Source organism: Streptomyces sp. NPDC012769 (assembly GCF_042901205.1).
Taxonomy (GTDB): Bacteria; Actinomycetota; Actinomycetes; order Streptomycetales; family Streptomycetaceae; genus Streptomyces.
Map to the genome: position 1 here is coordinate 843874 of NZ_JBIBCP010000002.1, position 17049 is coordinate 860922.

The following is a 17049-nucleotide window of genomic DNA, read 5'->3' on the forward strand; positions in this document are numbered from 1 at the left end:
AGCGTGTCCACGGCTGTCGGTGGTCGCCCGCGGAATGTCGACAGCCCGCCGACGGGGGACGGTCGGCGGGCTGTCGGTGGTGCCACAGGGGCTCTGGTGGCGAGGAGCTCTAGTGGAAGGTGTGCTCCTCGGCGGGGAACGCCCCGCCGGTCACGTCCTCCGCGAAGGCGCGGGCGGCGTCGCCCAGCGTCTCGCGCAGGTTGGCGTACTGCTTGGTGAAGCGCGGCACCTTGCCGCCGGTCAGGCCGGCCATGTCGGTCCAGACGAGGACCTGGGCGTCCGTGCCGGCGCCCGCGCCGATGCCGATGGTGGGGATGTGCAGGGAGCGGGTGACCTCGGCGGCCAGCTCGGCCGGGACGAGCTCCAGGACCACGGCGAAGGCGCCCGCGTCCTGGGCCGCCTTGGCGTCCCTGAGCAGCCGGTGGGCGGCCTCGTCGCTGCGGCCCTGCACCCGGTAGCCCATGGTGTTGACGGACTGCGGGGTCAGGCCGAGGTGGGACATGACCGGGATGCCGGCCTGGACGAGCAGCTCGGTCTGCGGCAGCGAACGCTCGCCGCCTTCCAGCTTGACCGCGCCGACGCCCGCGTCCTTGACGAGCCGGGTGGCGTTGCGCAGGGCCTGGACGGGCCCTTCCTGGTACGAGCCGAAGGGGAGGTCGCCGACGACGAGGGCGCGCTTGGTGCCCCGTACGACGGCGGCGGACAGCATGGTCATCTCGTCCATCGTGACGGGCACGGTGGTGTCGTAGCCGAGGTGACAGTTGCCCATGGAGTCGCCGACGAGGATCACCGGGATCCCGGCCTCGTCGAAGACGGAGGCGGTCATGGCGTCGTAGGCGGTGAGCATGGGCCACTTCTCGCCCCGGACCTTGGCGGCGGCGATGTCGTGGACGGTGATGCGGCGGGTGCCCTTCCCCCCGTACAGCGCCTTGCTGCTGTCGGCGGGCGGTTTCTGGGCAGCCTGAAGCGTCATGGTGAACGGCTCCTCTTGTCATCTCGAGGCGCCCTGTGGCGTCCCCGGACCACGTCCATGGTGGCACTTCGCCGGGCGGACGGGGAAGTCGGGCGGCGCGGCGGGTCGGCGTGGCGCTGTTCACACCGCCGTAGGGATCACATCGCCGCAAAGAAAGGTCAGGACTCCGTCAAGTTTTTCAATACGAGACGGTCTCGTATCGAAATGGCTCTACGGTGGAGGCATGTCTCAGTCACACCGCCGCCGCTGGGCGATCCTCGCCGTGCTCATGCTCAGCCTGCTGATCGTCGTCCTCGACAACTCGATCCTCAACGTGGCGGTCAAGACGATCGCCAGCCCCGCTCCCACCGGCATCGCAGCCACCCAGAGCGAGCTGGAGTGGGCCATCAACTCCTACACGCTGGTCTTCGCCGGGCTCCTCTTCGCCTCCGGCCTCCTCGGCGACCGGCTCGGCCGCAAGCGGTCACTGCTCTTCGGCATCACCGTCTTCGGCATCGGCTCCGCGCTCGCCGCCCTGTCCACCACCCCCGGCGAGCTCATCGCCTACCGCGCGGTGATGGGCCTCGGCGCCGCCTTCGTCATGCCCGCCACCCTCGCCGTGCTCATGAACGTCTTCGAGCGCGACGAGCAGCCCAAGGCCATCGGCATCTGGGCCGGCAGCGTCGGCCTCGCCATCGCCATCGGCCCCATCACCGGCGGCCTCCTCCTGGAGCACTTCTGGTGGGGCTCGATCTTCCTCATCAACGTGCCCGTGGTGCTGCTCGCCCTCGCCCTCATGGCCTGGCTGGTCCCCGAGTCCAAGGACCCCGCGCCCGGCCGCATCGACCTGCCCGGCGTGCTGCTCTCCGTCCTCGGCCTGGTCCTGCTCGTGTACGGCATCATCCGCGGCGGCGAGCTCGCCTCCTTCACCGACGTCACCGTCCTGCTCCCGTCCCTCGCCGGCCTCGCGGTCCTCGTCGCCTTCGTCCTCTACGAGAAGCGGACCGCCCACCCGGCGCTCGACATCTCGTACTTCCGCAAGCCCGCCTTCTCGGCCGCCGTCGCCGCCGTCGCGCTGGTCTTCTTCGCCCTCATGGGCGTGACCTTCTTCTCGGCCTTCTACCTGCAGAGCGTCCGCGGCTACACCGCGCTGGAGTCCGGCCTGCTGATCCTGCCGCTCGCCGTCGCCCAGATGGCCTTCGCGCCGCGGGCCCGGCTCGTCGTGGAGCGCTTCGGCGCGCGGATCGTCTGCACGGCGGGCATGCTGGCCGTGGCCGTGGGCCTCGGCGCCTTCGCCCTCTTCGACGCGGACACCCCGGTCTGGTGGATGGAGGTCGTCTTCTTCCTCCAGGGCGCGGGCATGGCGCACATCATGCCGCCGGTCACCGTCGCCATCATGCAGGCGCTGCCCCGTGAGAAGGCCGGCTCCGGCTCGGCCGTCAACAACACCTTCCGGCAGGTCGGCGGCGCGCTCGGGGTGGCCGTACTCGGCTCCGTGCTGTCCTCCACCTACCGCGGCGAGATCGAGGGCCACCTCGGCTCCGTCCCGGCCGGCCTGCGCGACACGGCCGGCGAGTCCATCGAGGCGACCCTGGCCGTCGCCGAGAAGCTCGGCCCGGCCGGTCAGGGCCTGATCGCCCCCGCGTACGACGCCTTCGTCGACGCCATGCACGTCACCGCCATCGGCTCGGCCGCCGTCGCCGTCCTCGGCGCGGTCGTCGTCGCCCTCTTCCTGCCCGGCCGGGCCACGGCCGCCCCGGCCCCCGGACAGGCCGCGGCGCCGGGCGCGGGCGTCCCGGGCAGCCGCGCCGAAGCGGGAGAATCGGTTCCGAAGTAGCGGAGCAGGCGGTGCGGTCGACGGACAACCCCAGGGGCACCACGGGCGGTATGAGAGGCGGAACGGACGTGTCGCAGGAGAACGGCGGGTCGGGGACGACCGGGGCGGCCGACCCGCCCGGACCGGAGGCGGGCGGTTCCGACGGTACGGGCGCTGCCGGTGTTACGGGTGGTGCGGGCATTACGGGCGGTTCCGGCGGCACGGGCGGTGCGGGTGTTACGGGTGGTTCCGGCGGCGCGGGCGGTGCGGCCGTTACGGGTGGTGCCAGCGGTACGGGCGGTTCCGGCGTTACTCCCGGTGCCGGCGGCGCGGGCGGGTGCGCCGCGCGGCGGGGGCGGCCCCGGAGCGAGGCGGCGGAGCAGGCGATCTTCGAGGCGGCGATCGGGCTCCTGGAGAGCGGGATGCCGCTGGCCGAGGTCTCCATCGAGAAGATCGCCCGCACCGCCGGAGTCGGCAAGGCCACGATCTACCGCCGCTGGCCGGGCAAGGAGGAGCTCTTCGTCGACCTGCTGCGCTCCGTCGAGGCCCCGGACCCGGTGCTGCCCGGCGTCTCGGTCCGCGACGACCTCGTCGCCCTCATGGAGTCGATCCGGCGGCGAGGACTCGCCAAACGGAATTCGGCGCTGCTGCACAACGTGTTCTCGCAGATGCAGCAGTACCCCAGGCTGTGGGACACCTATCACCACACGGTCATCGAGCCCCGCCGCCGCCTCGGCCTCGACCTCGTGCTGCGCGGCATGGAGCTCGGCGAGATCCGCTCCGACCTCGACGCCGAGCTGGTCAACGACCTCTTCACCGGCCCCATGATCCTGCGCACCACCATCCGCCCCGGCGCCCCGCTCGACGACGACCTGGCCGAGCGGGTCGTCGACGCCGTCCTGGACGGCGTACGGCCGCACGACTGACCGGCCGGAGGACAGTCCGGGCGCGCTCGTACGAATGTGCGCGTTCTGTCACAGCCGTACGCCCCGCGCAGCTCGCAGGAACCCGCCACGCCCGGGTGTCGTCCCTCGAGGAGTACGACCGAACCGGAATCGCCTAGGGTCGACTCCGGGTCGCAGAGCAAGGCAGTGAGGACGAGTGTGATGGCGCGGGTGGACATGACGGGGACCGAGAACGGCGGAACGCCGGACGACGAGGGCTCCGCCTCCCGGGCCGGCTCCCGCTTCGGCTCCCGCTTCGGCCCCGGCACCCCAGGCCCCGGCACCTCAGGCCCCGGTATCGCAGGCGCGGGCACCACGGGCACGACCGGAGCAGGCGCGGGCCCCGGCAACACCGGCCGCGGCACCGCCGGTTCCGGTCTCGGCGCCCGGCTGGCCCGGCTGCGCGGCGACCGCGGCATCTGGCGACGGGGCGTGCTCCTCGCCCTCGGCGCCGTCGTGCTCGCCCTCGTGATGGTGCTTCACTCCGACATCCCCAACCGGATCGGCAACCTCGGCAGCCTGACCGAGACCTTCCTGCCCTGGTTCGGCCTCCTGGTGCCGGTGCTGTTCGTCCTCGCCCTGCTGAGGCGCTCCGCCACCGCGCTGGTGGCGCTGGTGCTGCCGGCCGTGGTCTGGCTCAACCTCTTCGGCGGGCTCGTCGTCGACAAGTCGCAGCCCGGCGGCGACCTCACCGTCGTGACCCACAACGTGAACGCCGACAATCCCGACCCCGAGGGCACGGCCCGTCAGATCGCCGCGTCCGGCGCCGACGTGGTGGCCCTGGAGGAGCTCAAGGGCGACATGGTCCCGGTCTACGAGAAGGCCCTCGCCGACACGTACCGCTACCACTCCGCCCAGGGCACGGTCGGCCTGTGGAGCAAGTACCCGCTGCGCGACGCCCAGCCGGTCGACATCCGCCTCGGCTGGACCCGCGCGATGCGCGCCACCGTCGCCGCCCCGGCGGGCGAGGTCGCCGTCTACGTCGCCCACCTGCCCTCCGTACGGGTCAAGCTGAACGCCGGCTTCACCGCCAACCAGCGCGACAACAGCGCCAACGCCCTCGGCGAGGCCATCGCGCGCGACCCGCACGACCGGATCGTGCTCCTCGGCGACCTCAACGGCACCATGAACGACCGCGCCCTCAACGCCGTCACGTCCCAGCTGCGCTCCACCCAGGGCGCGGCGGGCGACGGCTTCGGCTTCAGCTGGCCGGCGTCCTTCCCGATGGCCCGCATCGACCAGATCCTGGTCCGCAACGTCGAGCCGCTGTCCTCCTGGACCCTCCCGGAGACGAAGAGCGACCACCTTCCGGTGGCCGCCCGTCTCAAGTTCTAGGGAATGCCCAGGGGTTTCCGCCCCTCACCGTCAGGGGCGGGCCTCGCGCCAGCGGTTGGTGATGGGCAGGCGGCGGTCCTTGCCGAAGCCCTTGGCGGAGATCTTCGTGCCCGGCGGGTACTGGCGGCGCTTGTACTCCGCCGTGTCGACCAGGCGCAGGGTGCTGGTCACCAGGTCCTCGTCGAAGCCCGCCGCCACGATCTCGTCCCGGCCGTGGTCGCGGTCGACGTAGAGCTCCAGGATCCGGTCGAGCAGGTCGTAGTCCGGGAGGGAGTCCGTGTCGACCTGGCCCGGGCGGAGTTCGGCGCTCGGCGGCTTGGTGAGGGTGTTCTCGGGGATCGGCGGGGTCTGGCCGCGCTCCTCGGCGGCGCGGTTGCGCCAGCGGGCGAGGCGGAAGACAACGGACTTGTAGACGTCCTTGATCGGGCCGTACGCGCCGACGGAGTCGCCGTACAGGGTCGAATAGCCCACCGCCAGCTCCGACTTGTTGCCGGGCGCGAGGACGATGTGGCCCTCCTGGTTGGACAGGGCCATGAGGAGGGTGCCGCGCAGCCGCGACTGGAGGTTCTCCTCGGCGAGGCCGGTGAGGCCGAGCGCCCCCATGTAGGCGTCGAACATCGGCTCGATCGGCACCGTACGGAAGTGGAGTCCGGTGCGGCGGGCCAGTTCGGCGGCGTCCGCGCGCGAGTGCTCCGAGGAGTACTTCGACGGCATCGACACGCCGTACACGTGGTCCGCACCGAGCGCGTCGCAGGCGATCGAGGCGACGAGGGCCGAGTCGATGCCGCCGGACAGGCCGACCAGGACCGAGCGGAAGCCGTTCTTGTTCACGTACGCGCGCAGGCCGACGACGAGGGCCGAGTACACCTCCTCGTCGTCGTCGAGCCGGTCCGCCTGACCGCCCGTCACCTGGGGTTCGTAGGCGGGCAGCGGCTCCTCGGACAGCACGGCGCGGTCGATCCGCAGGCCGTCGTCGACGACGGCGCCGCTCTCCGGCGCGTCCGGATCGGCCGCCGGAAGCTCCAGGTCGAGGACCACGCAGCCCTCGGAGAACTGCGGGGCGCGCGCGATCACCTCCCCGGACCCGTCGACGACGATCGAGTCGCCGTCGAAGACCAGCTCGTCCTGACCGCCGGTCATCGCCAGGTACGCGGTGGTGCAGCCGGCCTCCTGGGCCCGCTTGCGGACCAGTTCGAGACGGGTGTCGTCCTTGTTCCGCTCGTACGGGGAGGCGTTGACGGACAGCAGCAGCCCCGCCCGGGCGGCGCGGGCCGCCGGGACCCTGCCCCCCTCCTGCCACAGGTCCTCGCAGATGGCGAGGGCCACGTCGACGCCGTGGAGGCGGACGACGGGCAGGGTGTCGCCCTGGACGAAGTAGCGGTACTCGTCGAAGACCCCGTAGTTGGGCAGGTGGTGCTTGGCGAACCGCAGCACCACCTCGCCCCGGTACAGCACCGCCGCCGCGTTCTCCGGCGACCCGGCGGGCCGGCCGAGCCGGGGCTCGGCCCGCTCGGAGCGGTCCAGGTAGCCGACGACCACGGGCAGCTCGCCGAGCCCCTCGTCGGCGAGCCGCCGCCCGAGCGCCCGCAGGGCGGCCCGCGAGGCCTCGACGAAGGAGGAGCGCAGCGCCAGGTCCTCGACGGGATAGCCGGTCAGCGCCATCTCGGGGAACGCGACGAGGTGCGCGCCCTGCTCGGCGGCGTGCCGGGTCCAGTGGACGACGGCCTCGGCGTTCCCGGCGAGATCGCCGACGGTCGAGTCGATCTGATTCAGAGCGAGGCGTAGTTGAGGCACGCCCCCAGTCTAATCGTCAATTCGACGCTATGTCCTGAGGAACGCGCGATCGACCCGGGCGAGCGGGCGGCCGTGGACCGCCGCCGGCCGAGCGAGGGCGGCTACTTCGTGGGGCCGGTCCAGATCTGCGGCTCGTGTTCCAGGACCGTCGGGGAGAGCTCGATCTGCAGTTCCCCGGCCGCGGCGGCGGGCATCGAGAAGGTGTACTCGGCCTTGGCCTGCTTGCCGGGCAGCACCTTGCCGTTGAAGGGCTTGGTGGCGTCGCTGCCGTCGAAGACCGTCTCGGCGGCTGCGCCCTGGGCGTCGCTCGCGTCCGGCAGGGCGGCGGTGACGTCGAGCGTCTCCTCGCTGCCGTTGACGACGGTGATCGTCACCTGGAAGGCCCGGTTGCCCTTGGCGTGCCCCACCGCGAAGCCGTCGGGCTTGTGGGACCGGGGCTTGGACACGGTGACCTTGATCCCGTCGTCGTACGTGAAGGTGTCGCCGAACTTCAGGGCGGCGGGAGCCTTCTCGGTCGGCTCGGCCGACGGCTCGCCGGTGCCTTCGCCGCCCGGTGCGGCGGAGGAACTCGCCGAGCCCTTGCCGCCGGTCTCCTTCTCCAGGTCGTCGGCGACGTCCTGCACCGCCACGGCGAGGACGATCACCCAGACGATCGCGGCGACCAGGGCGACACCGCCCAGGACGGCCCCGGTGACGGCCATCCCCCTGTTCGTCGCGATGCCCTGGCCGGCCCGGACGGCGCCGACGATGCCGAAGACAACCGCCAGCACACCCAGGATCGCGCCGAGCCAGAAGAGGAACGGGATGATCCCGAAGAGTGCGCCCAGGATGCCGAGGACCAGCGCGGTGACGCCGAGCCCGTTGCGGGGCTGCTGGAACGGGGGTTGCGGCGGGCCCGGTACCCCCGGCGGCCCCCAGGGCTGCGGCGTGGGGGAGTGGCTGGGCATGGTCATGCGGTGTCCTTCGTCGAACGGGGGAGAGGACACCGGCACGGCCGCCGGACCCCCTCAAGATCGCTCCTGACGTTAAGTGAATGGAATGTGTAGAGACCAGGGAATTCTTGGTCGGAGTGCGATCGTTATCCGACGTCCAGTGGCCGGCGACCGAGCGAAGGTGATCGGCCCTGGTCCGGGCCCGCCCCGGGAACCCTCCGCCGTGTCCTGACGTTCGACCCACTGCGTCCAGAGAAGGCAGGCCGGAATGACCTTCGTACGGCTCGGAGGAGTCGCCCACCACGTCGTCGTCGACGGCAGCGGACCCGTCTGCGTCCTCGCCGCCGGGCTCGGCATGAGCTGGTTCGACTGGGACCCGGTCGTCCCGCTGCTCGCCCCGCACCGCACCGTCGTCCGCTTCGACCGCCCCGGCCACGGCCTGTCCGCCCCCGCCGCCGAGCCGTCCACCGCCGCCGGGGAGGCGGACCGGATCGCCGCGCTCCTCGACGCGCTGCGCCTGCCCGGGCCCGCCACGGTCGTCGGGCACTCGATCGCCGGCTTCCACGCCGAGGCCTTCGCCCGCCGCCACCCCGCCCGCGCGGCCGCCCTCGTGCTCCTGGACACCTCCGTGGAGGAGCGCCCCCGCGCCTCCCGCACCGCCCCGCCGCTCGCCCGCGCGCTGGGCCTCGCCCTGTCCGCCGCCGGGATCCCGGCGGCGCTGGGACCGGCCGCGCGCGGACTCACGGTGCGGCTGTCGGCCCGGGGGCAGGACCCGGCCCCGCCCGCCCTCGTCCGCCGTGTCTACCGCACCTCACGCGTCCTGCGCGGCACCCTCGACGAGAACGCCCGCTACGGCGCCGTGGCCGCCGAACTCCTCGCCCTGCGCGAGCGCGCCCCGCTCCCGCCGGGCCTGCCCGTCACCGTGCTCGCCGCCCCGGACGGCTCCGCCCGCTGGGAGCGGCGCCAGCGCGCGCTGGCCCGGCGGCTCGGCGCCCGCTACGAGGCGGCCGAACCGTCGGGCCATCTGGTCATGCTGGACCGCCCGGACCTGGTGGCCGGGGCGGTCCTGAGGGAGGCTCAGGAAGCCGCGTAGACGCTCTCGCAGAACGACTTCAGCTGGTCGTCCGAGAGCTGCCGGGCCAGGTCCGCCTCGCTGATCATGCCGACGAGACGCTTGTTCTCGATGACCGGCAGCCGGCGGATCTGGTGGCCCTGCATCTCCCGCAGGACCTCGTTCACATCCGCCCCGGCGTCGATCCAGCGCGGCGTGCCCTTGGCCATCTCACCGCAGGTGAGCTTGGCCGGGTCGTGACCCATGGCGACACAGCCGACCACGATGTCGCGGTCGGTGAGGATGCCGCAGAGCCGTTCGTTCTCGTCGGCGATGGGCAGCGCGCCCACGTTGAGGTTGCGCATCAGCTGGGCCGCGCGGTCGAGCGTCTCGTGAGCCGGGATCCACTGGGCCCCCGGGTGCATGATGTCCTTCGCCGTGGTCATGGGGTGCGTGCCTTTCGTAGAACGTCGTCGTACGTACGTCCCCGAGCACCCCTCATTCTGTGGTGACGGCGCGGCCCCCGCGACCCCAGCGGTGCGACCGGGGAAGGTCGACCGCGGGGGTCACGGGGGCCGGGGGGCCGTGGCGGGTCCGACGCGTCAGGCGCCGCGCTGCTTGAGCATGTCGGCCATCAGCTTGATCTCGGACTCCTGCGCGTCGACCATGCCCTGCGCGAGATCCCGCTCGACACCGGGCACACAGCGCTCCACACAGCCCTGGGCCATGTGGATGCCGCCCTTGTGGTGCTCGGTCATCAGCTTCAGATAGAGCACCTCGGCCGCGCGGCCGGAGGCCCGGGTCAGCTGCTCGATCTCGGCGCGGGTCGCCATGCCCGGCATCAGCTCGCCGTCCTCGCCGGCCGTCTCGTCGCCGTGGCCGCCCATGCCCATCCAGGTCATCGGCGGGACGCCCGACCGGACCTTCGGCAGCCCCCACATGTCCAGCCAGCCCAGCATCATGCCGCGCTGGTTGGCCTGGGTGTTGGCGATGTCGTACGCCAGCCGGCGCACCTCCTCGTCCCGCGTGCGGTCGCGCACGATGAACGACATCTCGACGGCCTGCTGGTGATGGACGGCCATGTCCCGGGCGAAGCCGGCGTCCGCGGACTCGGTGGTGGGCGTCCTCGGGGCCTCGTCGCGGTCGGCCGAGGCGACGGTGACCGCGCCCCCGGCGAAGAGCAGCGCGAGCACCACGGAGGTGACGGACGCCCACTGCGTCCGGTTCAGCCTCACTGGCCCATCCCGGCGCCGCCCGTGCCCTCGGCGCCGACGCCACCGGTGCAGGCGGCGCCCGGCTCCGGGGTCTGCGGACCGTTGACGTACTTGGTGAAGAAGGCGTCGACCCGCGGGTCGGTCGCGCTGTCCACGGTCACCTGCTTGCCCCAGGCGCTCAGCATGATGGCGCCGGACTGGCCCTCGACCGGGCTCATCAGCGAGTACGGGGTCTTCTTGACCTTGCTCTTCAGCTTGTCCAGGTCGGCGGCGCCGGCCTTCTTGTTGTACGTCACCCACACGGCCCCGTGCTCCAGGGAGTGCACCGCGTTGGTGTCGTTGACCGGCTTGTCGTAGACGTCGCCGTTGCAGTTCTGCCAGACCGGGTGGTGGTCGCCGCCGACCGGCGGGGTCATCTCGTACTTCACCGGCGTGTTGACGTGGTTGCGGCCCAGCTTCTTGGCGTCCCAGGACTTCTCGCCCTGGATGGGGGCCTTGGCGGCGGCCTCCTGCTGCTCCTGCTCCTTGTTCTCCTTGTTGATGACCCAGCCGCCGAAGCCGACGAGGCCGAGTACGACGACGGCGGAGACGCCGACGGTGAGGATCCGGGTGCGGCGCTCGCGGGCCTGCTCGGCGCGGCGCATCTCCTCTATTCGGGCGCGGCGGTCGGCGGTGGTGGAGCGGTTCGCGGCCATGGTGATGTCGTCCTTCTGGAAGTCTGGAATTCAGAAAGTCTGAAGTCTGGAAGTCTGGAAACGGGTCGAGAGGCGCGGACGGAGACGTACGCGACGGGGACGCGCCGCGTCGCTCACGTCCGCAGGACTTGAAGGACGTGCAGGTCCGGCGCACGCGGCTGTGCGCCGGAGAGGAAGACCCGGCCGTCGGCGGGCGACGCCTCGAGGCGCGGAAGCCGACCGTCAGCGTGCAGCGGCGGATCGAGCGGGGGCGCGCTGAGCACCGCGGGGGAGAGGGCGGGGAAGAGCGAGCAGTCGCCACCGCCGTACGGGCACACGTACTGCGCGTGCCGGACGTCCTCCGCCGTGTGCGCGGCCGCCCGATGGTGCTCGGCCCGTTCCGCCGGGTCGGCGACCCCCAGACAGAGGAAGAGCGCGCCGAGCAGCGTCGCCACGGCACTCGCCAATGCCATGGGACGCGAGTCTCGGGACAGGCGTGCGAGCCGTGGGCCCCCCATGGCCGGAGATCGTAGTGGCAGAAGGGGTTCCTTGGCCCGTACGGGGTACTCCTGGGTAGCAGGAATCGGCCCGTCCCCCGTTACCTGTGTCACAGCGGAGCAGGCACTATGGGTGTGCAACGTGCACGAAACCATGTGGTGGGATGCTCAGGTGCCCCCCGATGTGCCCGAGGCGGTGGGAGCAGGCGGCCTGACCAGCGAGGATGGGTGTGGAAATGGACAAGCAGCAGGAATTTGTGCTCCGTACGCTCGAGGAGCGCGACATCCGCTTCGTGCGTCTGTGGTTCACCGACGTGCTCGGTTTCCTGAAGTCGGTCGCCGTCGCCCCCGCCGAGCTGGAGCAGGCCTTCGACGAGGGCATCGGCTTCGACGGCTCCGCGATCGAGGGCTTCGCCCGGGTGTACGAGTCCGACATGATCGCCAAGCCGGACCCGGGCACCTTCCAGATCCTGCCGTGGCGCGCGGAGGCCCCGGGCACCGCCCGGATGTTCTGCGACATCCTGATGCCGGACGGCTCCCCGTCCTTCGCCGACCCGCGCTACGTCCTCAAGCGCGCCCTCGCCAAGACCTCGGACCTCGGCTTCACCTTCTACACCCACCCCGAGATCGAGTTCTTCCTGCTGAAGGACAAGCCGCTGGACGGCACCCGGCCCACCCCGGCCGACAACTCCGGCTACTTCGACCACACCCCGCAGAACGTGGGCATGGACTTCCGCCGCCAGGCCATCACCATGCTGGAGTCGATGGGCATCTCGGTGGAGTTCTCCCACCACGAGGGCGCGCCCGGCCAGCAGGAGATCGACCTGCGGTACGCGGACGCGCTGTCCACCGCCGACAACATCATGACCTTCCGCCTGGTCATGAAGCAGGTGGCGCTGGAGCAGGGCGTGCAGGCCACCTTCATGCCGAAGCCGTTCTCCGAGTTCCCCGGCTCGGGCATGCACACCCACCTCTCCCTCTTCGAGGGCGACCGCAACGCCTTCTACGAGAGCGGCGCCGAGTACCAGCTCTCCAAGGTCGGCCGCTCCTTCATCGCGGGCCTGCTCCGGCACGCGGCGGAGACGGCGGCGGTCACCAACCAGTGGGTCAACTCCTACAAGCGCATCTGGGGCGGCTCCGGCCGCACCGCCGGCTCGGGCGGCGAGGCCCCCGCGTACATCTGCTGGGGCCACAACAACCGCTCCGCCCTCATCCGCGTCCCCATGTACAAGCCCGGCAAGATGGGCTCCTCCCGCGTCGAGGTCCGCTCCATCGACTCCGGCGCCAACCCCTACCTGACCTACGCGGTCCTCCTCGCCGCGGGCCTCAAGGGCATCGAGGAGGGCTACGAACTCCCGGCCGGCGCCGACGACGACGTCTGGGCCCTCAGCGACGCCGAACGCCGCGCCATGGGCATCGAGCCCCTCCCGCAGAACCTCGGCGAGGCCATCGCCCTGATGGAGCGCAGCGAACTGGTCGCGGAGACCCTGGGCGAGCACGTCTTCGACTTCTTCCTGCGCAACAAGAAGCAGGAGTGGGAGGAGTACCGCTCCGAGGTCACCGCCTTCGAACTCCGCAAAAACCTTCCGGTGCTGTAACCGCGGCGCGGGGCGGTGGCGGCCTCCCGGCAAAACCCGTTGCGGCCCGCGGTGGGCCGGTCGAGACTCCACGCGTGAACGACGTGAAGATCATCGAGACCGCCCGGCTCCTGCTGCATCCGCTCTCCGTCGACGAGGCCCGGCGCGTCGTCGACGCGGCGCCCGGGCCGGAGGACCGGTGGGCCGAGGGGTATCCCGGGCCCGGGGACGTGCGGGGTGTGGGGAGCTTTCTGAACGGGGTGGCCGAGCGGGGTGACCCGGGGGTCTACCGGCCGTACGAGATACGCCGCCTGACGGACGGTGTGACCGTCGGCGGCATCGGGTTCCACGGGCCGCCTGGGGAGGACGGGGTCGTCACCGTCGGGTACGGGCTCGTGCCCGGGGCGCGCGGGCAGGGCTTCGCGTCGGAGGCGCTGCGCGGCCTGATCGCCCGCGCCCGCGAGGCCGGGGCGACGGCCGTCCGGGGGGACGCCGACCTCGACAACGTCCCGTCCCACCGCGTGATGGAGGCGGCCGGGATGACGTACGAGGGCGAGGACGAGCGGGTGCGGAACTACCGGCTCGTGCTCGCCCCGTAGGGGTCAGCGCTCCGACAGCTCCGAGGGGGCCTCCTGCACCATCCACCCGTTGCCGTCCGGGTCGGCGAAGGTCATGAAGGAGTTCCAGGTGTCGCCCTTGCCCTCCTCCCAGCCCGACTCGCCCACGTGCATCACCGGCGACACGTCGACGCCCGCCTCGACCAGCTTTTCGCGCGCCGCCTCGATGTCGGTGACGCAGACCTGAAGGCCGTGCAGGGTGCCGGGGGCCATGTCCGTCGTGCCCGGGAACGGCGGCATGCCGTGGAGGAGGGCGATCGAGCAGCGCGAGCCCGGCGGGGTGATCTGGATGATCCGCATGCCGGGGGCGACCTCCTGGTCGAGGTCGACCTTGAAGCCGCACGTGTCGGCGTAGAACTCCTTGGCCCGGTCCATGTCGCTCACGGGGACGGGGACCACTTCCAGTGTCCAGTTCATGCGGTCGATTGTGCCGTCGGTCCGGGACCCGCGCCCGCCGGATCGCCGAACGGGACGTCGACCTGCCCGAGTGCCGGCCGCGGATCGCGCCGGGGCCCGCGCTCCCCGGCGAGCCCCTCCGCCCCTTCGGCGGATAGGCTCGACGCCGGACGGAGACGACCGGTGAGGGAGCGGCGGAATGACGGTGCCGGGACGCAGGAGCAGCACGTTCAGCCGGCTGCTGCGGCACGGGTTCACCGATCCGTCGGCCGCCGAACGGCTCCTGGAGCTGCCCGAGCTCGCCGCCCTGCGCGGCGACTCCGTCCTCCTGGACGCCCTCGGCGCCACCGCCGACCCCGATCTCGCCCTGCGCGGCCTGGTCCGGCTGGTCGAGGCGCAGCCGGAGGACGGGCGGCGGGCGCTGACCACCACCCTGCTCTCCGCCAAGCCGTTCCGCGACCGGCTGCTCGGCGTGCTCGGCACCTCCGAGGCGCTCGCCGACCACCTGGCCCGCCACCCCCGCGACTGGCAGGCCCTCGTCACGTACGAGGCGGCCGATCTGCACCCGGGCGTCGCCGACTTCGAGCGCGGGCTCGCCGAGGCGACCGACCCGGTGTCGCTGCGGGTCGCCTACCGCCGCTGCCTCCTCGCCATCGCCGCCCGCGACGTCTGCGGCACCATCGACGTCGCCCAGACCGCCGCCGAGCTGGCCGACCTCGCCACCGCCACCCTGCGCGCCGCGCTCGCCCTCGCCCGGGCCGCCGCGCCCGAGGACGCCGCCCTGTGCCGGCTCGCCGTCATCGCCATGGGCAAGTGCGGCGGCAACGAGCTGAACTACGTCTCGGACGTCGACGTCATCTTCGTGGGCGAGGCGGCGGACGGCGCCGACGAGGGCAAGGCGATCCAGGCCGCGACCCGGCTCGCCTCCCACCTCATGCGGATCTGCTCCGAGACCACCGTCGAGGGCACCATCTGGCCCGTCGACGCCAACCTCCGCCCCGAGGGCCGCAACGGCCCGCTCGTCCGGACCCTGTCGAGCCACCTCGCCTACTACCAGCGCTGGGCCAAGACCTGGGAGTTCCAGGCCCTGCTGAAGGCGCGGCCGGTGGCCGGCGACCCGGAGCTCGGCGCCGCGTACATCGACGCCGTCTCCCCGCTCGTCTGGCAGGCGGCCGAGCGCGAGAACTTCGTCTCCGACGTGCAGAAGATGCGCCGCCGGGTCGTCGACAACATCCCCGCCGGCCATGTCGACCGCGAGCTGAAGCTCGGCCCCGGCGGCCTCAGGGACGTCGAATTCGCCGTCCAGCTCCTGCAGTTGGTGCACGGCCGCAGCGACGGCACCCTGCACAGCGGCAGCACCCTCGACGCGCTCGCCGCCCTCGCCGCCGGCGGCTACGTCGGCCGCGCCGACGCCGCCCAGCTCGACGACGCGTACCGCTTCCTGCGCGCCATGGAGCACCGCATCCAGCTGTACCGGCTGCGCCGCACCCACCTCGTCCCCGAGGGCGAGGAGGACCTGCGCCGCCTCGGCCGCTCCCTCGGTCTGCGCACCGACCCGGTGGCCGAGCTCGGCCGCGAGTGGCGGCGGCACGCGGCCGTGGTGCGCCGGCTGCACGAGAAGCTGTTCTACCGGCCGCTCCTCGACGCGGTCGCCCAGCTCGCCCCCGGCGAGATCCGGCTCAGCCCGAAGGCCGCCGGCCAGCGCCTCGAAGCGCTCGGTTACGCCGATCCCGCCGCCGCCCTGCGCCACCTGGAGGCGCTGTCCTCCGGGGTCAGCCGCAAGGCCGCGATCCAGCGGACGCTGCTGCCCGTGCTGCTCGGCTGGTTCGCCGACTCCGCCGACCCGGACGCCGGCCTGCTCGGCTTCCGCAAGGTGTCCGACGCGCTCGGCAAGACCCCCTGGTACCTGCGGCTGCTCCGCGACGAGGGCGCCGCCGCCGAGAACCTGGCCCGGGTCCTGTCCGCCGGACGGCTCGCCCCCGACCTGCTGCTGCGGGCCCCCGAGGCGGTGGCCATCCTCGGCGACCCGGAGGGTCTCAAACCGCGCGGCCGGGACCACCTGGAGCAGGAGGTGCTGGCCGCGGTCGGCCGGGCGGAGGGTGCCGAGCAGGCGGTGGCGGCGGCCCGCGGAGTGCGGCGCCGGGAGCTGTTCCGTACCGCCGCGGCCGACCTCATCGGCTCGTACGGCACGGAGGACAGCCCGCGCGCCTCCGACCCCGGCGACCTGGTCGACCGGGTCGGGCAGGCGGTCACCGACCTCAACGCGGCCACCCTCGCGGGCGCGCTGCGGGCGGCCGTACGGGCGGAGTGGGGCGAGCAGCTGCCGACCCGGTTCGCGGTGATCGGCATGGGCCGCTTCGGCGGGCACGAACTCGGTTACGGCTCCGACGCGGACGTGCTGTTCGTGCACGAGCCGCGCGAGGGCGTCGACGAGCAGGAGGCGGCCAGGGTCGCGAACCAGGTCGTCACCGAGATGCGGCGCCTCCTCCAACTGCCCACCGCCGACCCGCCGTTGCTGATCGATGCCGATCTGCGCCCGGAGGGCAAGAACGGCCCGCTGGTGCGCACCCTGAAGTCCTACGAGGCCTACTACCGGCGCTGGTCGCTGGTCTGGGAGAGCCAGGCGCTGCTGCGCGCCGAACCGATGGCGGGGGACACCGAGCTCGGCGAGCGGTTCATGGAGCTCGTCGACCCGCTGCGCTACCCGGCGGAGGGGCTCGGCGAGGACGCGGTGCGCGAGATCCGCCGCCTGAAGGCCCGGATGGAGACCGAACGGCTGCCGCGCGGCGCCGACCCGACCCTCCACGCCAAGCTGGGCCGGGGCGGGCTGAGCGACGTCGAGTGGACGGTGCAGCTGCTCCAGATGCGCCACGGCTGGGCCGAGCCGGGGCTGCGCACCACCCGCACCCGCGAGGCCCTGGCCGCCGCCCACGCGGCCGGTCTCATCGGCACGGACGAGGCGCAGATCCTGGACGAGGCCTGGGTCCTGGCGACCCGGGTCCGCAACGCGGTGATGCTGGTCCGCGGCCGCTCCGGCGACACCTTCCCCTCCGAGCCGCGCGAACTGGCGGCGGTGGGGCGCTATCTCGGGTACGCCCCCGGCCACGTCGGTGAGATGGTCGACGACTACCGCCGCGTCACGCGCCGCGCGCGGGCGGTGGTGGAGGAGCTGTTCTACGGGGCGTGAACCGCCCGGACCGTCCGCTCACTGCTGTTCGAGGTACGGCTCCAGGAGCGTCCCCCAGGCCTT

At 72.5% G+C, this 17049-nt stretch carries 15 protein-coding genes; 7 read left to right on the plus strand and 8 right to left on the minus strand.

All coding sequences use genetic code 11. From position 1 onward, the window contains the following. Positions 1 to 109 precede the first annotated feature (109 nt). Positions 110 to 973, minus strand: coding sequence for a 3-methyl-2-oxobutanoate hydroxymethyltransferase (gene panB / locus ACFY7C_RS12895; protein WP_389648150.1), 864 nt, complete (start codon positions 971 to 973; stop codon positions 110 to 112). Between the two features lie 223 nt (positions 974 to 1196). Between panB and ACFY7C_RS12900 the strand changes: the two genes are divergently transcribed. From ACFY7C_RS12900 to ACFY7C_RS12910, 3 genes are all read left to right on the plus strand, one after another. Further along, positions 1197 to 2789: an MFS transporter gene (locus tag ACFY7C_RS12900; RefSeq protein WP_389648153.1), complete on the plus strand. Its 1593-nt coding sequence runs from the start codon at positions 1197 to 1199 to the stop codon at positions 2787 to 2789. 179 nt (positions 2790 to 2968) lie between these two features. Next, entirely contained in the window at positions 2969 to 3694 is a 726-nt protein-coding gene (locus tag ACFY7C_RS12905) for a TetR/AcrR family transcriptional regulator (RefSeq protein ID WP_389649498.1), read from the plus strand. Positions 3695 to 3874: 180 nt separating this feature from the next. After that, positions 3875 to 5047: an endonuclease/exonuclease/phosphatase family protein gene (locus ACFY7C_RS12910; protein ID WP_389648156.1), complete on the plus strand. Its 1173-nt coding sequence runs from the start codon at positions 3875 to 3877 to the stop codon at positions 5045 to 5047. A gap of 30 nt (positions 5048 to 5077) precedes the next feature. Here the strand turns inward: ACFY7C_RS12910 and ACFY7C_RS12915 are convergent, their stop codons facing one another. Both ACFY7C_RS12915 and ACFY7C_RS12920 read right to left on the minus strand, forming a co-directional pair. Continuing rightward, complete coding sequence (locus ACFY7C_RS12915) at positions 5078 to 6841, minus strand: NAD+ synthase (protein WP_389648158.1); 1764 nt, start codon at positions 6839 to 6841, stop codon at positions 5078 to 5080. Between the two features lie 101 nt (positions 6842 to 6942). Beyond that, on the minus strand, positions 6943 to 7794 hold the full coding sequence (locus tag ACFY7C_RS12920) for a DUF4190 domain-containing protein (RefSeq protein WP_389648161.1): 852 nt from the start codon (positions 7792 to 7794) through the stop codon (positions 6943 to 6945). Positions 7795 to 8041: 247 nt separating this feature from the next. Between ACFY7C_RS12920 and ACFY7C_RS12925 the strand changes: the two genes are divergently transcribed. After that, positions 8042 to 8866 carry an alpha/beta fold hydrolase gene (locus ACFY7C_RS12925; RefSeq protein ID WP_389648164.1) on the plus strand — a complete coding sequence of 275 codons (825 nt, stop codon included), beginning with the start codon at positions 8042 to 8044 and terminating at the stop codon, positions 8864 to 8866. On the opposite strand, the gene ACFY7C_RS12930 is transcribed toward ACFY7C_RS12925, so the two are convergent. From ACFY7C_RS12930 to ACFY7C_RS12945, 4 genes are all read right to left on the minus strand, one after another. Then, a complete protein-coding gene (locus ACFY7C_RS12930; RefSeq protein ID WP_389648167.1) occupies positions 8851 to 9270 on the minus strand; it encodes a CBS domain-containing protein in 420 nt (139 codons plus the stop codon). The genes ACFY7C_RS12925 and ACFY7C_RS12930 overlap by 16 nt on opposite strands. 156 nt (positions 9271 to 9426) lie before the next feature. Continuing rightward, positions 9427 to 10053: a DUF305 domain-containing protein gene (locus tag ACFY7C_RS12935; RefSeq protein WP_389649501.1), complete on the minus strand. Its 627-nt coding sequence runs from the start codon at positions 10051 to 10053 to the stop codon at positions 9427 to 9429. A 2-nt stretch (positions 10054 to 10055) separates the two neighbouring features. Continuing rightward, the gene (locus tag ACFY7C_RS12940; RefSeq protein WP_389648170.1) at positions 10056 to 10733 is read right to left on the minus strand and encodes a DUF3105 domain-containing protein; all 678 of its coding nucleotides are present in this window, start codon (positions 10731 to 10733) and stop codon (positions 10056 to 10058) included. 113 nt (positions 10734 to 10846) lie between these two features. Next, the gene (locus ACFY7C_RS12945; RefSeq protein ID WP_389648173.1) at positions 10847 to 11185 is read right to left on the minus strand and encodes a hypothetical protein; all 339 of its coding nucleotides are present in this window, start codon (positions 11183 to 11185) and stop codon (positions 10847 to 10849) included. A gap of 260 nt (positions 11186 to 11445) precedes the next feature. Here ACFY7C_RS12945 and ACFY7C_RS12950 point away from each other — a divergent pair, with 260 nt between their 5' ends. Both ACFY7C_RS12950 and ACFY7C_RS12955 read left to right on the plus strand, forming a co-directional pair. Further along, complete coding sequence (locus ACFY7C_RS12950) at positions 11446 to 12807, plus strand: glutamine synthetase family protein (protein ID WP_389648176.1); 1362 nt, start codon at positions 11446 to 11448, stop codon at positions 12805 to 12807. Positions 12808 to 12881: 74 nt separating this feature from the next. Continuing rightward, entirely contained in the window at positions 12882 to 13385 is a 504-nt protein-coding gene (locus tag ACFY7C_RS12955; RefSeq protein WP_389648179.1) for a GNAT family N-acetyltransferase, read from the plus strand. A gap of 3 nt (positions 13386 to 13388) precedes the next feature. Here ACFY7C_RS12955 and ACFY7C_RS12960 read toward each other — a convergent pair whose 3' ends face one another. Next, a complete protein-coding gene (locus ACFY7C_RS12960) occupies positions 13389 to 13820 on the minus strand; it encodes a VOC family protein (protein ID WP_389648182.1) in 432 nt (143 codons plus the stop codon). 178 nt (positions 13821 to 13998) lie between these two features. Here ACFY7C_RS12960 and ACFY7C_RS12965 point away from each other — a divergent pair, with 178 nt between their 5' ends. Then, on the plus strand, positions 13999 to 16986 hold the full coding sequence (locus ACFY7C_RS12965; protein WP_389648185.1) for a bifunctional [glutamine synthetase] adenylyltransferase/[glutamine synthetase]-adenylyl-L-tyrosine phosphorylase: 2988 nt from the start codon (positions 13999 to 14001) through the stop codon (positions 16984 to 16986). Positions 16987 to 17049: the final 63 nt, after the last annotated feature.